Source organism: Isoptericola sp. NPDC019571, from assembly GCF_044389385.1.
Classification (GTDB): Bacteria; Actinomycetota; Actinomycetes; order Actinomycetales; family Cellulomonadaceae; genus Isoptericola; species Isoptericola nanjingensis.
This window is the reverse complement of record NZ_JBIRXZ010000007.1, coordinates 152,933-169,706: the sequence shown is the minus strand read 5'-3', so window position 1 is coordinate 169,706 and position 16,774 is coordinate 152,933. Positions and strand designations below refer to the sequence as shown.

The following is a 16,774-nucleotide window of genomic DNA, read 5'->3' as shown; positions in this document are numbered from 1 at the left end:
CGTCGCCCGACCGCCCCCGCGCTCACCTCCGCACCTCGACGCCCGCCTCGGCCAGGGCCGTCTTGACCTGGCCGACCGTCAGCGTGCCGAAGTGGAAGACGCTCGCGGCGAGCACCGCGTCGGCGCCCGCGCGGGCCGCGGCGACGAAGTGCTCCGGGGTCCCCGCGCCGCCCGACGCCACGAGCGGCACGTCGACCTTCTCCCGCACGGCGCCGAGCATCTCGAGGTCGAAGCCCGCGGTGGTGCCGTCGGCGTCCATCGAGTTCAGCAGGATCTCGCCCGCGCCCAGGTGGGCGACGCGCGCCGCCCACTCGACGGCGTCGATGCCCGTGCCCCGGCGGCCGCCGTGGGTCGTGACCTCGAAGCCCGAGGCGGTCACCGTCTCACCGGTGACGCGGCGGGCGTCCACCGACAGCGTCAGCACCTGCCGGCCGAAGCGGGCCGCGATCTCCGCGACCAGCTCGGGCCGCGCGATCGCGGCGGTGTTGACGCCGACCTTGTCCGCGCCGGCGCGCAGCAGGCGGTCGACGTCCTCCGTCGAGCGGACGCCGCCGCCCACGGTGAGGGGCACGAAGACCTGGTCGGCGGTCCGCCTCACGACGTCGATCATCGTGTCGCGGCCGCCCGAGGACGCGGACACGTCCAGGAAGGTCACCTCGTCGGCGCCCTCGCCGTCGTACCGGGAGGCGAGCTCCACGGGGTCGCCCGCGTCGCGCAGGTTCGTGAAGTTGACGCCCTTGACGACCCGACCGTCGTCGACGTCGAGGCACGGGATCACGCGGACGGCCACGGACATGCGGGACTCACCCTTCCTTGCTGCTGTCGTCGCTCCCGGCGGGCTCGTCCGAGCCCTTGCCGGACTTCTGCTCCGGGTCACCGCCGTCGTCGCCCTTGGCCTTGCCGGTCGACTCGTCCTCGGTGACCTGGAAGTGGGCGTCCAGGATGTCCACGACGTAGACCAGGGTCTCGTCGGCGAGGTCGCTGCTGGTGCCACCGTAGCCGAGGCTCGGGGGGACCACGAGCAGCACCTGCGAGCCCACGGTCTGCTCGACCAGCCCCTGGTCGAGGCCGTCGACCAGCTGGCCGATGCCGATCGTGGCGGACTGCGGCCGCGTCCCGGCGGTCCACGTGGTGTCGAACTGCCGCCCGTCGCTCCACCGCACCGCGGTGAACCGCATCGTGACGACCTGCCCCACCTGCACCTGCGGCCCGGTGCCCCGCACCAGCGGCTGCACCTGCAGGTCGGCGGGCGCGTCGGCCTTCCGCGGCACGGTCACGCTCGGCGCTCCGCCGTCGCCACGCTCGACGGTCGGGAGCCCCTTCGCCGCGCTCACCTCGGCACCGGAGGCGTGCGTCGGCAGCACGTCGACGACGAGGATCACGGGCACGTCGCCGTCCTGCTCGAGCAGGAGCATGCGCGCCCCCACCTTCTGGCCGCGCAGCGTGTCGTAGAGGTTCGAGCCGAGCGACTCCGGCGACATCGAGTACCACCCCGGCGCGTCGATGTACGTGCTCGAGATGACGGTGCCGTCGCGCCCGTCCTCGGCGTACATGTTCAGCAGCACGGGCTCACCGTCCACCACGGGCTCGCCCGACCCGGGCCACACCGTCCGCGCGCCCGCCTGCACGACGTCGTACGGCTGCTGGTAGTCGAGGGCGGGCGGCTCCCCCACAGCCCCCGACACCTGCACGGGCGCCGCCGACGGCGCGGACGACGGCCGCTTGCCCAGGTCGTCCAGCAGCGACGAGCCGCACCCGCCGAGCACGAGCGCGCCACCGAGCAGCAGCGAGATCAGGAGGGTGAGACGGCGGAGCACCGGGTCATCCTGCCATGCCCACCCGGCGACCGGGGGCCCCCGTCCACCGCCCGCGCGCGACCGGACCACGCCCAGCCGTGAGCCGAGAGCACGGCGGCACCTGCCGACGCGCGACGCTTCACATGGACTCGATCAGCCGATCCACACGCTCGTCCACGCTCTTGAACGGGTCCTTGCACAGCACGGTGCGCTGCGCCTGGTCGTTGAGCTTCAGGTGCACCCAGTCCACGGTGTAGTCCCGACGCGCCTCCTGCGCGGCACGCACGAAGTCGCCCCGCAGCTTGGCGCGCGTCGTGGGCGGCGGCACGGCCGTCGACTCGAACACCTCGAGGTCGGTGACGACGCGCTCCACCATGCCGCGCGCGGCGAGCAGGTTGTACAGCCCCTCGGTGCGGGAGATGTCGTGGTAGGCGAGGTCGAGGCGCGCGATGCGGGGGTCGTCGAGCGGCAGGTCGTGCTTGGCCTGGTACCGCTCGATGAGCTTGAGCTTGATGACCCAGTCGAGCTCGCGGTCCACGAGGGACAGGTTGCCGGACTCCAGCGCCCGCAGCCCGCGCTCCCACAGGTCCAGGACCTGCTTGACGACGGGAGTGGCACCGGCGTGCGCGTCCACGTGCTCGCGCACGCGGTGGTAGTACTCCCACTGGATGTCGACGGCGGTGGCGGTGCGCCCGTTGGCGAGCTGGACGGGGTGCAGGCCGGTGCGGTCGTGGCTGATCTCGCGGATCGCGCGGATGGGGTTCTCGAGGGTGAGGTCGCGCATCGGCACGCCCGCCTCGACGAGGCGCAGCACGAGGTCCGTGGCGCCGACCTTGAGCATCGTGGTCGGCTCGGCCATCGACGAGTCGCCGACGATGACGTGCAGGCGGCGGTAGCTCTCCGCGTCGGCGTGCGGCTCGTCGCGCGTGTTGATGATCGGCCGGGAGCGGGTGGTGGCGCTGGAGACGGCCTCCCAGATGTGGTCCGCACGCTGGGACAGGCAGTAGACGGCGCCGCGCGGGGTGGCGAGCACCTTCCCTGCACCCGTGAGCACCTGGCGGGTGATGAGGAACGGCACGAGCACCTCGGAGAGGCGCGAGAAGTCGCCCTGCCGGCGCACGAGGTAGTTCTCGTGGCAGCCGTAGGAGTTGCCCGCGGAGTCGGTGTTGTTCTTGAACAGGTGCACCTTGCCGGACAGGCCCTCGTGCTCCAGCCGCTGCTGCGCGTCGGCCACCAGGCCCTCGAGGATGCGCTCGCCGCCCCGGTCGTACGCCACGAGCTGGTGCACGTCGTCGCACTCCGCCGTCGCGTACTCGGGGTGCGACCCCACGTCGAGGTAGAGGCGCGAGCCGTTGCGCAGGAAGACGTTCGAGCTCCGCCCCCACGCCACGACCTTGCGGAACAGGTAGCGGGCCACCTCGTCCGCGGACAGGCCGCGCCCGTCGTCCGCCGCGCACGTCACCCCGTACTCGGTCTCCAGACCGAAGATCCTGCGGTCCACGACGTCTCCCCTCGCTCGGCCCTGCTGCCCGACCTGCTGCCCCACCTGGCGCCCGACTGCGGTGCGACCTGCTCGCCCGTCTCAGTCGCCAGTCTCACTCACCGGGCTGCTCGAGCAGCCCGGCCAGCGTCGCGCCCTGCAGCCGCCGGAACGCCCTCCGCCGGCCCGCGCGCTCCAGCACCGCCACCTCGAGGCCGGCGGGCGCGATCTCGCGCTCCTCCCCCTCGGCAGCGACGGAACCGTCCGACCCGACGGCGCCGAGGGTGCGCACCGCGAGCGCGAGCACCTGCGGCAGCGTCATCCCCTCGTGCCAGGCCTCGCCGACGCGCGCGCCCAGCTGCTCCGCCTGGCCGCCCATCACGACGTGCCCGTGCTCGTCCGCGACGGAGCCGTCATAGGACAGCCGGTAGATCTGGTCGGCGGCCGGGGTGTCCCCCACCTCCGCCACGACCAGCTCGACCTCCAGCGGCTTGGACTCGGTGGTGAACACCGTGCCCAGCGTCTGCGCGTACGCGTTGGCCAGCCCGCGCGCGGTGACGTCGGTGCGGTCGTAGGAGTACCCGCGCAGGTCGGCGTAGCGGACTCCGGCGACCCGCAGGTTCTCGAACTCGTTGTACTTGCCCACCGCGGCGAACGCGATGCGGTCGTAGATCTCCGAGATCTTGTGCAGCGCTCGCGACGGGTTCTCCGTGGCGAACGCGATCCCGCCCTCGTACGCGAGCACGACGACGGACCGGCCGCGGGCGATGCCCTTGCGGGCGAAGTCCGCCCGGTCCTTCATCAGCTGCTCGGGCGAGACGTAGAACGGCATCGTCATGCGCGCGCACCCCCCTGGTGGCCGGTCCGGGGACCGCCGGCGGGGCGGTCGCCGTGGGCGGCCCGGTGGGCGGCCCCGCGCTCGTCGACGATCCTCTCGACCGACGCGGCGAGCTCCTCGTCCGCCACCCGGCGCACGCCGTCGGCGGTCACGACGTTCACCACGGGCCAGATCTGGCGCACGGGGTCGGGGCCACCGGTCGCACTGTCGTCGTCGGCCGCGTCGTAGAGCGCCTCGACCGCGACGCCGACCGCCGCGTCGGCGTCGAGCCCGGGCCGCCACAGCTTCTTCAGCGCACCGCGCGCGAACACCGAGCCGGAGCCGACCGTGTGGTGGTCGTGCTCCTCGTACCGGCCACCGGTGACGTCGTAGCTGAACAGCCGTCCGTACCCGCGGTCGAGGTCGTAGCCCGCGAACAGCGGCACGACGGCCAGACCTTGCAGGGCGAGGGGCAGGTTGCCGCGGATCATCGTGGACAGGCGGTTGGCCTTGCCGTCGAGGGAGAGCAGGGAGCCCTCGATCTTCTCGTAGTGCTCCAGCTCGAGCTGGAAGAGCCGCACGAGCTCGATCGCCACGCCCGCGGACCCCGCGATGCCGACCACCGAGTAGGCGTCGGCGGCGAAGACCTTCTCCATCTCGCGGCTCGCGATGAGGTTGCCCGCCGTGGCCCGGCGGTCGCCGGCCATGATCACGCCGCGGCCGCCGTCGTCGGTGCCGAAGGTCAGCGCGACGATGGTGGTGGCGTGCGGAGCGAGGCCGTCGGTGCTCGCCCCGCCGACGTCGCGACGCCCGGGCAGCAGGTCGGGCGCGTGGCCCGCGAGGAAGTCCACGAACGAGGACGAGCCGGGGCGCAGGAACGCGTCCGGCAGCCGTCCCGAGGTGTCAGCGTGAGTCATGGGCGCTCACTGACCGCCCTTCTGCACGAAGCCCCGAACGAACGACTCGGCGTTCGTCTCGAGGACCTCGTCGATCTCCTCCAGCAGGGCGTCCACCTCGGCGTCGCGCTCGGTCGCCGCCGGGGCGACCGGGGCGGGGGTGTCCGCGTCGTCGTCGGGCGTGCGGTCCTCGTGCTGCGGGTTGATCCGTTCCTGACCGGCCATGGTCCGCCTCCTTCGCTGCTGCGGAGCCCCCGACAAGGAGCTCCGGGAGAGTCTCGCGACGCCAGCCTATGCGCTGCGGCCGACACCGCGCGGCGACGTCCACGCCGGTTGCGCCCAGGGCTGAACGACTCCACCCGTGCCCGCCCCGGGCACGGGGTGGACGACGTCGTCGCCGGTCAGGCGGTCACCCGTCACCCCGCAGCCCCTTGAGCAGCGCCGCCGCGTCCGGGCTGGCGTCCAGGAGCGCGCCGATGTGCGCGCGGGTGCCGCGGGAGGGATCGAGCATCGGCACCCGCTGCAGGGCGGCGGCCCCCGGGACGTCGAAGATCACCGAGTCCCAGCTCGCCGCCGACACCTGGTCGGCGTACCGGGCCATCACCTCGCCGCGGAACCACGCCCGCGTGTCCGCCGGCGCGTGGTGCACCGCGTCCGCGACCCGCTCGTCGTCCACGAGGCGCTCGACGGCGCCCGACGCGACGAGCCGGTGGTAGACGCCGCGCTCGGGGCGCACGTCCGTCCACTGCAGGTCCAGCGCGTGCAGCCGGGGGTGGTCCCAGCCGAGCCCGTCCCGCGACCGCATCCGCTCCAGGAGCCGGTGCTTCGCCACCCACTCCACCTCGCGCGCGCACGTCGACGGGTCGGTGCCCAGCCGGTGGAGCACCGAGCGCCAGCGGTCCAGCACCGCGGCGGTCTCGTCGTCGCCCGGCGCACCGGAGGCCGCCGTGCCCCCTGCCGAACCCGCTGCCGTACCCGCTGCCGTACCCGCTGCCGCGAGCGCCGCGACCGACCGGGCCACGACGTCGGCGTACGCCTCCTGGACCTCCAGCGCCGTGAGCCGGCGGCCGTCGGCGAGCTCGAGGGGGACGGCGAGGGTGAGGTCGCGCGACACCCGCTGGACGTCGGCGACCGGGTCGGCGAGCCGCAGGGCGGCGAGCTCCTCCCGGGCGGGGACGCCCGCCTCGGCCAGCTCGTCGAGGTGCTCGAGCACCCACAGCACGAGCGAGGTGGTGCCGAGCTTGAGAAAGGTCGCGACCTCGAAGAGGTTGGCGTCGCCGATGATGAGGTGCAGGCGGCGCCACCGCGTGCGGTCCGCGTGCGGCTCGTCGCGGGTGTTGACGATGGGGCGGCGCAGCGTCGTCTCGAGCCCCACCTCCGCCTCGATGTAGTCGGCGCGCTGGGAGAGCTGGAAGCCGGCGTCCGAGCCCGTCGGGCCGAGACCGACCCGCCCCGACCCGGCGAACACCTGCCGCGTGACGAGGAACGGCGTCAGCAGCTCGACGAGCGTGCCGAACGGCAGCGCCCGGTCCACCAGGAAGTTCTCGTGCGTGCCGTAGCTGGCGCCCTTGCCGTCCACGTTGTTCTTGTAGAGGACCACCTCGCCGCCGGGCACCTCCGCGAGCGACCGCACGGCCGCGAGCATGACCCGCTCCCCCGCGACGTCCCACAGGACACCGTCGCGCGGCCCGGTGACCTCGGGCGACGAGTACTCCGGGTGCGCGTGGTCCACGTAGAGGCGCGCGCCGTTGGTGAGGATGCAGTTCGCGGCGCTCGGGTCGTCGTAGTCCTCGACCGACGGCCGCTCCACCTCCTCCGGCTCCTGCCGGACGGGGCGCGCCCGACCGCGGGAGGACCCGGGCGTGCCCGCCGCGGAGGCCACCTGGGCCGACGCGGGGGTGCTGCCGGACGTCGGGCCGGACGACGAGGGTCCGGACGGCGCGGGGCGCGACGGGTCGTCGGTGAGGAGCGAGGGGTGCGCCGAGGCGCGCTGGAGGTGGAACCCGCGCGCGTCCTGCAGCGGGTCCTCGTCGTCGTAGTCCCAGCGGGCCGGCGGGCGCCCGCCCGCCCGCGCCACCAGGGCGCGGTACGTCATGACCACCTGCGAGCTCATGAGCATCGGGTTGGCCATCGGCCGCCCCGGTGCCAGCACGCCGTACTCGGTCTCGATCCCCATCACGCGACGAACGCTCACGCCACCACCCTAGGTGGCCGGGAACGAGATCGAGGTACCCGTCCCGAAGTCGACCCACGGTGGGTCGACCTCGCGGCGGGTACCTCGATCTGGTGGGCTCGCGACGGGCCGGTGCTACAGGTACTGCCCCGTGCTGGTCACCGTGTCGATGGTGCGCGGGGTGCCGTCGCCGCCCTTCTTCTGGACGATCGTGCGGATGAAGACGATGCGCTCGCCCTTCTTGCCGCTGATGCGCGCCCAGTCGTCGGGGTTGGTGGTGTTGGGCAGGTCCTCGTTCTCCTTGAACTCGTCGACGCACGCCGACAGGAGGTGCTCGACCCGGATGCCGCGCTGCCCGGTGGCCAGGAAGTCCTTGATCGCCGACTTCTTGGCCCGGTCCACGACGTTCTGGATCATCGCGCCGGAGTTGAAGTCCTTGAAGTACAGGGTCTCCTTGTCGCCCGACGCGTACGTGACCTCGAGGAACTGGTTCTCCTCGTCCTCGGAGTACATCCGCTCCACCACGCTGCGGATCATCGCCCCGACGGCGTCGTTCTGGCTGCCGCCGTGCTCGGCCAGGTCGTCGGGGTGGATGGGCAGCTGCGGCGTGAGGTACTTGCCGAAGATCTCGGTGGCGCCCTCGGCGTCCGGCCGCTCGATCTTGATCTTCACGTCCAGGCGGCCGGGCCGCAGGATCGCGGGGTCGATCATGTCCTCGCGGTTCGACGCGCCGATGACGATGACGTTGTCGAGCCGCTCGACGCCGTCGATCTCGGCGAGCAGCTGGGGCACGATCGTCGTCTCGACGTCCGACGAGAGGCCCGTGCCGCGGGTGCGGAACAGCGACTCCATCTCGTCGAAGAACACCACGACGGGCGCACCCTGCGTCGCCTTCTCGCGCGCGCGGGCGAAGATCAGGCGGATGTGCCGCTCGGTCTCGCCCACGTACTTGTTGAGCAGCTCCGGGCCCTTGACGTTGAGGAAGTAGCTCTTGGCCGTCGGGTCGCCGCCCTGCGCGCTGGCGACCATCCCGGCCAGCGAGCTGGCCACCGCCTTCGCGATGAGCGTCTTGCCGCACCCGGGCGGGCCGTACAGCAGCACGCCCTTGGGCGGCCGCAGCCCGTGCTCGCGGAAGAGGTCGGGGTGCGAGAACGGCAGCTCGACGGCGTCGCGGATCTGCTCGATCTGCGGCCCCAGCCCGCCGATGTCCTCGTAGGCGATGTCGGGCACCTCTTCGAGGACGAGCTCCTCGACCTCCGACTTCGGGACCACCTCGTAGACGAACCCGCTGCGCACGTCGACCGTGAGCGCGTCGCCCACCCGCAGCTCCGCGTCGGCGACCGACCCGGCGAGGCGCACGACCCGCTCCTCGTCGGCACGCCCGACGACGAGCACCCGCTCGGCGTCGAGCACCTCCTTGACGGTCACCAGCTCGCCCGTGCGCTCGTAGCCGCCGACCTCGACGACCGTCATGGCCTCGTTGAGCTTGACCTCCTGCCCGGGGCGCAGCTCGGCGACGTCGAGGCCCGGGCTCGCCTGCACGTGCATCTTCCGGCCGGCCGACGAGATGTCGACCGAGCCGTCGTCGTGTGCGGCGAGGAACGTCGCGTACGTCCCGGGGGGCTTGGCGAGCTCGTCGATCTGGCCCTTGAGCTCCACGATCTGGTCGCGGGCGGCGCGGAGCGCCTCGGCGAGCCGCTCGTTCTTGGCGGCGAGAAGGGCGAGCTGTGCGTCGTGGCTCGGTCCGGTGGGCAGCGTCGGCTGCTCCGGTCGAGGCTCCGGGCGGACAGGGTTGTCGGACATCGCATCCCCTCTCGTGCGGCCCGGGTGACCGCCTCCCCGGGCGGGAAGGCGTCCCCGGAGTACAGCACCCTAGACATCAACACGGTCGTCCGGGGGTTCATTTCACGGAGCGGTCGCGAGGTTCACACGACCGAGACCTCCCGGTGACCTGCCGCGGGGCCGACGGCCGCCCGAGGGGCGTCAGGCCTGCGCGTCGTCAGGGGCGACGCCGAGGTCGCGCCGGACGCGGCGGATCTTCTTGTCCGAGACGGCACGCTCGCCCAGCTCCTCCTCCGACCACTCCGCGTCGGGGGCGGGGTAGGAACCCTTGGCCGGGCGTCGCGTGCGCTCCGGCGGCGTGACGCCGTCGGCCAGCCGCCGGGCCGTGACGAGGAAGCCGGTGTGCCCGATCATCCGGTGCTGCGGGCGGACCGCGAGGCCCTCGAGGTGCCAGCCGCGCACCATGGACTCCCATGCCTGCGGCTCCGCGAACCGGCCGTCGGCACGCAGGTCCTCGGCCGTGCGGGACAGCTGCGTGGCGGTCGCGACGTAGCAGATGAGCACGCCGCCGGGGACGAGGGCCCGGGCGACCGGGTCGACGTTCTCCCAGGGCGCGAGCATGTCGAGGACGACGCGGTCGACGCTGCCCGGCTCGGCCACGGTGGGCAGCACGTCGGCGAGGTCGCCGACCGACAGCCGCCACGCCGGGTGCTCGCCGCCGAAGAACGACTCGACGTTGCCGCGCGCGATCGCCGCGAAGTCCTCGCGCCGCTCGATGGAGTGCAGCTCGCCGGCGTCGCCCACGGCGCGCAGCAGCGACATGGTCAGCGCCCCGGAGCCGACGCCGGCCTCGACGACGCGGGCACCCGGGAAGATGTCCGCCATCTGCACGATCTGGCCCGCGTCCTTGGGGTAGACGACGGCGGCACCGCGCGGCATGGACAGCACGTAGTCGCTCAGCAGGGGGCGCAGGGCGAGGTACTCGATCCCCGCCGTGTTGGTCACGACCCACCCCTCGGGGCGGCCGATGAGGTCCTCGTGGCGGAAGTACCCCTTGTGCGTGTGGAAGGTGCCGCCGGGCTTGAGCGTGATGGTGTGCAGGCGCCCCTTGGGGTCCGTGAGCTGCACCCGGTCGCCCTCGCGCAGGGGTCCGCGGCGCAGGTCCGCACCCGTGGCGCGGCCGGTCGGGTCGGCGGTCGGGCGGTTCTCGGGCACGGTGGCGTCGGCGGAGGTCACGACGGGCGAGTCTACCGGCCCGCCTCCCGCCACCTCATCGGCGGAGCGCGGCCGCGACCCGGGCGACGTCGAGCACGCCCGTCAGGCGGCCGGCGTCCACGACCGGCACCACGCGCGCCCCGGACGAGCCGCGGGCGAGGCGGTCGAGGAGGTCGTCGCCCTCGAGCTCGGGGCTCACCGCGGACCCGGGCGGGAACGGGACGACGACGGCCTCCACCGGCGTGGCTGCGGCCTGACCCGCGGGAACGTTCGCGACCGCGGTCGGGTCCACCCAGCCCACGGGCTCCCCGGCGGGCCCGACGACGGCCACGACCGCGCCGGGCTGTCGCGCCGCCGCCTCGGAGACGCCGGCGACGGTGGCGGTGACGGGGAGCACGACGGCCGGCACGGCCAGGCCGCGCGCGGACAGCGTCGCGACCCGGGCCCTGGTCCGCGCGCCCTTGATCGCGTCGCCCGCGCCGGACCACAGGAACGCGCCGATGAGCGCCGCCCACGCGACCGTCACCCACGACGGCCTCCGCCCCTCGAGCAGCGGCCACAGCAACGCCACGACCAGCACGCCGACCGCCACCACCCGTCCGGCCCAGCCCGCCGCGAGCGTGCCCCGCGTGCGCGAGCCGGTCGCGCCCCAGACCGCGGACTCGAGGATCTGCCCGCCGTCCAGCGGCAGCCCCGGCACCAGGTTGAACAGCCCGACGAACGCGTTCGAGAACGCACCGGCGAGGAGCAGCGCCGTCACGACCGACGACACCGGCTGCAGCAGGTACACGACCCAGAACGCGGCCGCGAGCACGAGGTTGGTGAGCGGGCCGACCACGGCCACGAGGGCGCCGTCGAGCGGGCGCCCGCCCGACCCGGTGTACGCGGTGTGTCCGCCCCACAGCGTCAGCGCGATCTCGGTGACGCGGTGCCCGCGCGACCGCGCGACGAGGGCGTGCGCGACCTCGTGCAGGAACACGGACCCGAAGAGGAGCAGCACGAACGCGGCGGCGACGACGAGCACGGCCGTCGTCCCCAGCTGGGGTGCGAACCACGTCCGCACCGAGGGCGCGAACACGAGGGTGAGGACGACGGCTCCGAGGAACCACGACGGGGTGACGAGGACGGGCGCGCCCGCGATGCGGCCGACCACCCATCCCCGGGAGCGAGAGGTCACCCGGTCAGGCTATCCGGCCGGGTTGCCGGTCGGCCGCGCGCCGACCGATCGACGGCCGGTCGACGGCCGGTCGACGGCCGATCGACGGTTGCTCGTCAGAGGGCGTGGGACGGCCTGTCACCGTCCGCCCGTAGGGTGGCGCGCATGACGACGACCGCCGCTCCCGACCCGTCGCCGACGGCGTCGCGGGCCCCGGCGCTGTCGCCGTCGCGGGCGGCGGACTTCATGCGCTGCCCCCTGCTGTTCCGGTTCCGCGTGGTCGACCGGCTGCCCGAGCCCCCGGCGTCCGCCGCCGCGCGGGGCACGCTGGTGCACGCCGTGCTCGAGCGGCTCTACGACGCCCCGCGCGGCGAGCGCACGCCGGAGGCGGCGGCCGCCCTCCTGCCGGTGGAGTGGGAGCGGCTCGTCGAGGCGGAGCCGCGGTACGCGACGCTCTTCGACGACGGCGGCGACGCGGCCGGCACCACGCCGACGGAGTGGCTCGGCCGGGCGCGGCGGCTCGTCGGCACGTACTTCACGCTGGAGGACCCCAACCGGCTGGAGCCCGCGTCCCGGGAGCTGCGCGTCGAGACGTCGCTCGACGACGGGCCCGTGCTGCGCGGGATCGTCGACCGGCTCGACGTCGCGCCCGACGGCGCGCTGCGGGTGGTCGACTACAAGACGGGCCGCGCGCCCGGGCCGGGCTTCGAGGGCTCCGCCCTGTTCCAGATGCGGTTCTACGGCCTGGTGCTGTGGCGCGAGCGCGGCGACCTGCCGCGCATGCTGCAGCTGCTCTACCTCGGGGACGGCCAGGTGCTGCGCGCCGAGCCGGCCGAGCGGGAGCTCGAGGCCACGGAGACCAAGGTGCGCGCCCTGTGGTCGGCCATCCAGGACGCCGCCCGCACCGGCGACTGGCGGCCGCGCCGCAGCCGGCTGTGCGGGTGGTGCGCCCACCAGGCGCTGTGCCCCGCGTTCGGCGGCACGCCGCCGGCGATCCCGCCGGGCGCGCTGCGCGAACGGCTCGGGGTGGACCCCGGGCCCGGCGCGGCCTCGGACGTGATCCTCGGTGCGGTCCCCGACGTGGCGCCGGACGACGACCCCGTCAGTGCGTGAGGTCCACGACCTCGCCGGCGCCGATGCGCGAGAGCGTCGCGACGTCGACCTTCTCCAGCGACGCGGCGCGGCTGAGCCCGTCCAGGTGCGGCACGGGCAGGACCGCCTCGACGCCCAGGGTCGCGATGCCCGCGGCCCGCGCCGAGGCGATGCCGGTGGGCGAGTCCTCGATCGCCACGCAGGCCCCGGCGTCGACGCCGAGCCGCTCGGCCGCGACGAGGTAGGGCTCGGGGTCCGGCTTGCCCCGGGTCACCTGGTCGCCCGCGACGAGCGTCGCGAACGCGCCGGCGGGGCCGCGCGACACGACCTCCTCCGCGAGGGCCGAGTAGCTCATCGTCACCAGCGCGCACGGCACGCCCGCCTCGGCGAGGCTCGTGAGGAGCTCCAGCGCGCCCGGCTGCCACGGCACCCGCTCGCGGACCTGCTCCACGACCTGACCCAGCAGGCGGTCGACGATCGCGTCGGCCGGCAGGTCGACCCCGCCCTGGTCGCGCAGGATCGTCGCCGAGACCGTCAGCGCGTTCCCCACGAGCTGCAGCGCCTGCTCGTGCGTCCAGGTGCCGCCGTGCTCCGCGACCAGCTCCTGCTCGGCCCGGATCCAGTACGGCTCGGTGTCCACGAGGGTGCCGTCCATGTCCCACAGGACGGCCGCGGGCAACGTCGGGGTGGCGGTCTGCGGTGCGGGGGCGAGGGTCTCGGGCACCCGTCCATCGTACGGACCGGCCCGCGCGCAGCGGCCCCCGCGCCCTCGTGAGATGGGGCACGCCGTCAGGGCAGGGCCACCTGCAGCACCCCCGCGCCCGTCCCGTGCTTCCCGTGGTGCTTCACCGCGGCGTACCCGTCCAGCGCCTCGTACGGGTAGACGTCGGCCGGGTCCCAGCCCGCGGGCCCGACCGGGCCCGCCGTGCCGTCGGTGACCACGTCGTCGAGGTCGACGGCGCTGCCCCGGAACCACGACCCGGTGTCCGAGAACCGGGTCGCGTTCCAGTTCGACACCGCCATCCCCGACCCTGTGCCGGGCCCGGTGTAGTCGAACGCGTTGCCCTCCGACACCACGCTGGACTCGATCCCCAGCCCGATGCCGTAGCAGCGCGCGCGGCGACCTCAGGCCGACCGCCCGCTGTATACGCTGGACGGATGACGACCGAGCCGGAGACCACCGGGCGCCACGCCGCACGGCAGACCGTGATGATCGCCGCGTTCGAGGGGTGGAACGACGCCGGCAGCGCCGCCACCGCCGCGCTCGAGCACCTCGCTCACGTGTGGGACGCCCGCCAGGTGCGCGAGCTCGACCCCGAGGACTACCACGACTTCCAGGTGAACCGGCCCGTGATGGAGACCGGGCCGGACGGCGTGCGCACGATCACGTGGCCCACCACGACGGTGTCGGTCGCTGACCTGCCGGACCGCACCGTGGTGCTGGTGCGCGGCATCGAGCCGTCGTTCCGGTGGCGCTCCTACTGCGCCGAGCTGCTCGACCTGGCCGCCGAGCTGGGCGTGCGCACGGTCGTGACCCTCGGCGCCCTGCTGGCCGACGTGCCCCACACCCGGCCCATCCCGATGACCGCCACGACGGAGAGCGACGGCCTGCAGGCGGTGCTCGACGTCGAGCCGAGCACGTACGAGGGCCCGACCGGCATCGTGGGCGTGCTGCAGCACGAGGCCGACCGCCGCGGGTTCCAGGCCGTGTCGCTGTGGGCCGCCGTCCCCCACTACGTGGCCAACCCGCCGTCGCCCAAGGCCACGCTCGCGATCCTCGCCCGCGTCGAGGAGCTCATCGCCGCGTCGGTGCCCCTCGGCGACCTGCCCGAGGACGCCGAGGCCTGGCAGCACGGCGTCGACGAGCTCGCCTCGGACGACGCCGAGATCGCCGAGTACGTGCAGCAGCTCGAGGAGGCGAAGGACACCGCCGACCTGCCCGAGGCGACGGGCGAGGCCATCGCGCGCGAGTTCGAGCGCTACCTGCGGCGGCGCGACGTCGGCGGCGACAAGGGCGGCGACAAGGGCGGGGACAAGGGCCCCGACCGCGGCGGGGACAGGGGTCCGGACAAGAGCTGACCCCCCTGCGCCGGCGTCAGGGACGCCGCGTCAGAGCCGGACGCCCAGCAGCGCGTTCACGGCCCGCGCCAGGACGCCGGGCGCGCCCTCGTGGTCGTCGGACGTGTCGCGACCGGGCTCGAGCGCGACGTCCGCCCAGGCGTCCACGGCGGCGAGCGCGGCGGGGCCGTCCAGGTCGTCCGCGAGCGCCGCGCGCAGGGCGCCCAGCGTCGCCGTCGCGTCGGGGCCGCCGTTGCCGGAAACAGCCGAGCGCCACCGCTCGAGCCGCGCGACGCCGGCCTCGAGGTCGGCGTCCGTCCACTCCCACTCGGTGCGGTAGTGGTGCGCCAGCAGGGCCAGGCGGATCGCCATCGGGTCGACGCCCGCGCGGCGCAGCGCGGAGACGAACACGAGGTTCCCGCGCGACTTGCTCATCTTCTCGCCCTCGTAGGCGACGAGCCCGGCGTGCACGTGCACGCCCGCCCCGCCGCCGCCCAGCAGGCGGTCGTGCGAGGTGGACATCTCGTGGTGCGGGAAGAGCAGGTCCGCTCCCCCGCCCTGCAGGTCGAAGGGCAGGCCGAGCCCGTCGCGGGCGATGACGGCGCACTCGATGTGCCAGCCGGGGCGCCCGGTGCCCAGGGACGCGCCGTCCCACGCGGGCTCGCCCACGCGCTCGCGGCGCCACAGCAGCGGGTCGAGGGGGTTCTTCTTGCCCTCACGCTGCGGGTCCCCGCCGCGCTCGGCGAACAGGGCCGCCATGACCTCCGGGTCGAGGCGCGCCACCTGCCCGAAGTCCGGGTCGGCCGACAGGTCGGCGTACACGTCGCCCAGACAGGGGTCGTCCCCGCCGGCGCCCGGCTCGACGGGAACCCGGTAGGCCGCGCCCTCGTCGAGGAGACGCTCGACGGCGGCGACCACGGCGGGCACGGACTCGACGGCGCCGGTCCAGGTGGCGGGCGGCACCATGCCGAGGGCGGTCATGTCCTCGCGGAAGAGCGCGACCTGGTCGGCGGCGAGCTCGCGCCAGTCGACGCCCGTGGCGTCCGCGCGCTCCAGCAGCGGGTCGTCGACGTCCGTGACGTTCGAGACGAACGTCACGTCCTTGCCGGCGTCGAGCCACGCCCGGTGCAGCAGGTCGAACGCCAGGTAGGTGTTCGCGTGCCCCAGGTGGGTCGCGTCGTACGGGGTGATCCCGCAGACGTAGTAGCGGGCGGTGCGCCCCGGGGCCGGGTCCACGAGCCGTCCGGTGGTGCTGTCGTGCACCCGGACGGGGGTGCGGCGGCCGTCGGCCGGGTCGGGGAGCTCGGGGATCTGCGGGGCGGGCCAGGAACGCACGCGCCCAGGCTACCGGGCGTCTCACCCGGTCAGGTTCCCGACCAGGTCCTGGTCAGACGACGATGCCGCCGTTCGCGGTGAGCACGCCCGTCAGCAGCAGGACCACGACCACGGCGGCGAGGCCGAGGCGGTACCAGACGAACGGCATGAACGAGTGGGTGGTGATGAGCTTGAGGAACCCGATGATGACGACGTACCCGACGACGAAGGCGACGAGCGTCGCCACGAGGGTCGCGCCGGCGCCGGGCGACCCGGGGGCAGGGTCCTCGCCCACGGACTTGGCGAGCTGGTAGAAGCCCGACATCAGCACCGCGGGGATGGCCAGCAGGAACGAGTAGTCCGCGGCGGCCTTGCGGGTGAAACCCATGAGCAGCCCGGCGGTGATCGTGCCGCCGGAGCGCGACACGCCCGGGATGAGCGCCAGCGCCTGGGCGAAGCCGAACGCGATCGCGCGCTTCGGGTTGAGCTCGTCGAGCCGACGCGTGCGCCGGCCGATCTTGTCCGCCCAGCCGAGCAGCAGACCGAAGACGACGAGTGTCGTCACGGTGATCCAGAGGTTGCGCAGGTAGGTCTCGATCTGGTCCTGGAAGAGCAGGCCGAGCACGCCGATCGGGATGGATCCGAGCGCGATGTACCAGGCCATGCGGGCCTGGTCGTCGTGGGCGCCCATGCGGGAACGCCAGTCGCTGCCGTGCGTGCCCACGAGGGACTTCCACCAGGCGACGCAGATGTCGCGGATCGTGCGGCGGTAGTAGAGCAGCACGGCGGCCTCGGTGCCGATCTGGGTGATCGCCGTGAACGCGGCCCCGGGGTCGGTCCCGCCGAGCAGCTCCCCCACGATGCGCAGGTGCGCGCTCGAGGAGATCGGCAGGAACTCGGTCAGGCCCTGGACCAGGCCGAGCAGGATCGCTTCCCAGGCATTCACGGGCGGTCACACTACCCGGACCTGCGAGGTTTCCCGGTAGCCTGGCCCG

General features: G+C 74.0%; 16 protein-coding genes. 2 read left to right on the top strand and 14 right to left on the bottom strand.

Annotated elements, in window-relative coordinates; all coding sequences use genetic code 11:
* Nucleotides 1-22: 22 nt before the first annotated feature.
* From hisF to ACH443_RS14040, 10 genes are all read right to left on the bottom strand, one after another.
* Nucleotides 23-796 carry an imidazole glycerol phosphate synthase subunit HisF gene (gene hisF / locus ACH443_RS14085; protein ID WP_429763374.1) on the bottom strand — a complete coding sequence of 258 codons (774 nt, stop codon included), beginning with the start codon at nucleotides 794-796 and terminating at the stop codon, nucleotides 23-25.
* Between the two features lie 7 nt (nucleotides 797-803).
* Nucleotides 804-1,817 (bottom strand): FKBP-type peptidyl-prolyl cis-trans isomerase, encoded by a 1,014-nt coding sequence (locus ACH443_RS14080; protein WP_430590665.1) that lies wholly within the window; start codon nucleotides 1,815-1,817, stop codon nucleotides 804-806.
* A 118-nt stretch (nucleotides 1,818-1,935) separates the two neighbouring features.
* On the bottom strand, nucleotides 1,936-3,297 hold the full coding sequence (gene pafA / locus ACH443_RS14075; protein WP_429763372.1) for a Pup--protein ligase: 1,362 nt from the start codon (nucleotides 3,295-3,297) through the stop codon (nucleotides 1,936-1,938).
* Between the two features lie 94 nt (nucleotides 3,298-3,391).
* Nucleotides 3,392-4,114 carry a proteasome subunit alpha gene (prcA, locus tag ACH443_RS14070; RefSeq protein WP_429763371.1) on the bottom strand — a complete coding sequence of 241 codons (723 nt, stop codon included), beginning with the start codon at nucleotides 4,112-4,114 and terminating at the stop codon, nucleotides 3,392-3,394.
* Nucleotides 4,111-5,010, bottom strand: a complete 900-nt coding sequence (gene prcB / locus ACH443_RS14065; protein ID WP_430590664.1) for a proteasome subunit beta — start codon at nucleotides 5,008-5,010, stop codon at nucleotides 4,111-4,113. The genes prcA and prcB overlap by 4 nt, the downstream gene beginning before the upstream one ends.
* Nucleotides 5,011-5,016: 6 nt before the next feature.
* Nucleotides 5,017-5,214, bottom strand: a complete 198-nt coding sequence (locus ACH443_RS14060) for a ubiquitin-like protein Pup (protein ID WP_079575068.1) — start codon at nucleotides 5,212-5,214, stop codon at nucleotides 5,017-5,019.
* 184 nt (nucleotides 5,215-5,398) lie between these two features.
* Nucleotides 5,399-7,165 carry a depupylase/deamidase Dop gene (gene dop / locus ACH443_RS14055; protein WP_430590693.1) on the bottom strand — a complete coding sequence of 589 codons (1,767 nt, stop codon included), beginning with the start codon at nucleotides 7,163-7,165 and terminating at the stop codon, nucleotides 5,399-5,401.
* A gap of 132 nt (nucleotides 7,166-7,297) precedes the next feature.
* Nucleotides 7,298-8,965 (bottom strand): proteasome ATPase, encoded by a 1,668-nt coding sequence (arc, locus tag ACH443_RS14050; RefSeq protein WP_430590663.1) that lies wholly within the window; start codon nucleotides 8,963-8,965, stop codon nucleotides 7,298-7,300.
* Nucleotides 8,966-9,145: 180 nt separating this feature from the next.
* Nucleotides 9,146-10,180 (bottom strand): tRNA (adenine-N1)-methyltransferase, encoded by a 1,035-nt coding sequence (locus ACH443_RS14045; protein WP_429763368.1) that lies wholly within the window; start codon nucleotides 10,178-10,180, stop codon nucleotides 9,146-9,148.
* Between the two features lie 34 nt (nucleotides 10,181-10,214).
* Entirely contained in the window at nucleotides 10,215-11,336 is a 1,122-nt protein-coding gene (locus ACH443_RS14040; protein WP_429763367.1) for a site-2 protease family protein, read from the bottom strand.
* Between the two features lie 144 nt (nucleotides 11,337-11,480).
* Between ACH443_RS14040 and ACH443_RS14035 the strand changes: the two genes are divergently transcribed.
* A complete protein-coding gene (locus ACH443_RS14035) occupies nucleotides 11,481-12,428 on the top strand; it encodes a RecB family exonuclease (RefSeq protein WP_430590662.1) in 948 nt (315 codons plus the stop codon).
* Here ACH443_RS14035 and ACH443_RS14030 read toward each other — a convergent pair.
* Nucleotides 12,418-13,131 carry an HAD family hydrolase gene (locus ACH443_RS14030; RefSeq protein WP_430590661.1) on the bottom strand — a complete coding sequence of 238 codons (714 nt, stop codon included), beginning with the start codon at nucleotides 13,129-13,131 and terminating at the stop codon, nucleotides 12,418-12,420. The two genes, ACH443_RS14035 and ACH443_RS14030, sit on opposite strands and share 11 nt — an antisense overlap.
* Before the next feature lie 65 nt (nucleotides 13,132-13,196).
* Nucleotides 13,197-13,484, bottom strand: coding sequence for a hypothetical protein (locus ACH443_RS14025; protein WP_430590660.1), 288 nt, complete (start codon nucleotides 13,482-13,484; stop codon nucleotides 13,197-13,199).
* Nucleotides 13,485-13,565: 81 nt separating this feature from the next.
* Here ACH443_RS14025 and ACH443_RS14020 point away from each other — a divergent pair, with 81 nt between their 5' ends.
* Nucleotides 13,566-14,486, top strand: a complete 921-nt coding sequence (locus ACH443_RS14020; protein ID WP_430590659.1) for a PAC2 family protein — start codon at nucleotides 13,566-13,568, stop codon at nucleotides 14,484-14,486.
* A 30-nt stretch (nucleotides 14,487-14,516) separates the two neighbouring features.
* On the opposite strand, the gene mshC is transcribed toward ACH443_RS14020, so the two are convergent.
* On the bottom strand, nucleotides 14,517-15,800 hold the full coding sequence (mshC, locus tag ACH443_RS14015) for a cysteine--1-D-myo-inosityl 2-amino-2-deoxy-alpha-D-glucopyranoside ligase (protein ID WP_430590658.1): 1,284 nt from the start codon (nucleotides 15,798-15,800) through the stop codon (nucleotides 14,517-14,519).
* A 52-nt stretch (nucleotides 15,801-15,852) separates the two neighbouring features.
* A complete protein-coding gene (locus tag ACH443_RS14010) occupies nucleotides 15,853-16,725 on the bottom strand; it encodes an undecaprenyl-diphosphate phosphatase (RefSeq protein WP_429763360.1) in 873 nt (290 codons plus the stop codon).
* Nucleotides 16,726-16,774: the final 49 nt, after the last annotated feature.

Coding starts and splice junctions, on each gene's coding strand:
- prcB (WP_430590664.1), bottom strand. CDS start 5,010: ATGACTCACGCTGACACCTCGGGACGGCTGCCGGACGCGTTCCTGCGC.
- ACH443_RS14035 (WP_430590662.1), top strand. CDS start 11,481: ATGACGACGACCGCCGCTCCCGACCCGTCGCCGACGGCGTCGCGGGCC.
- arc (WP_430590663.1), bottom strand. CDS start 8,965: ATGTCCGACAACCCTGTCCGCCCGGAGCCTCGACCGGAGCAGCCGACG.
- prcA (WP_429763371.1), bottom strand. CDS start 4,114: ATGACGATGCCGTTCTACGTCTCGCCCGAGCAGCTGATGAAGGACCGG.
- ACH443_RS14020 (WP_430590659.1), top strand. CDS start 13,566: ATGACGACCGAGCCGGAGACCACCGGGCGCCACGCCGCACGGCAGACC.
- ACH443_RS14060 (WP_079575068.1), bottom strand. CDS start 5,214: ATGGCCGGTCAGGAACGGATCAACCCGCAGCACGAGGACCGCACGCCC.
- hisF (WP_429763374.1), bottom strand. CDS start 796: ATGTCCGTGGCCGTCCGCGTGATCCCGTGCCTCGACGTCGACGACGGT.
- dop (WP_430590693.1), bottom strand. CDS start 7,165: ATGGGGATCGAGACCGAGTACGGCGTGCTGGCACCGGGGCGGCCGATG.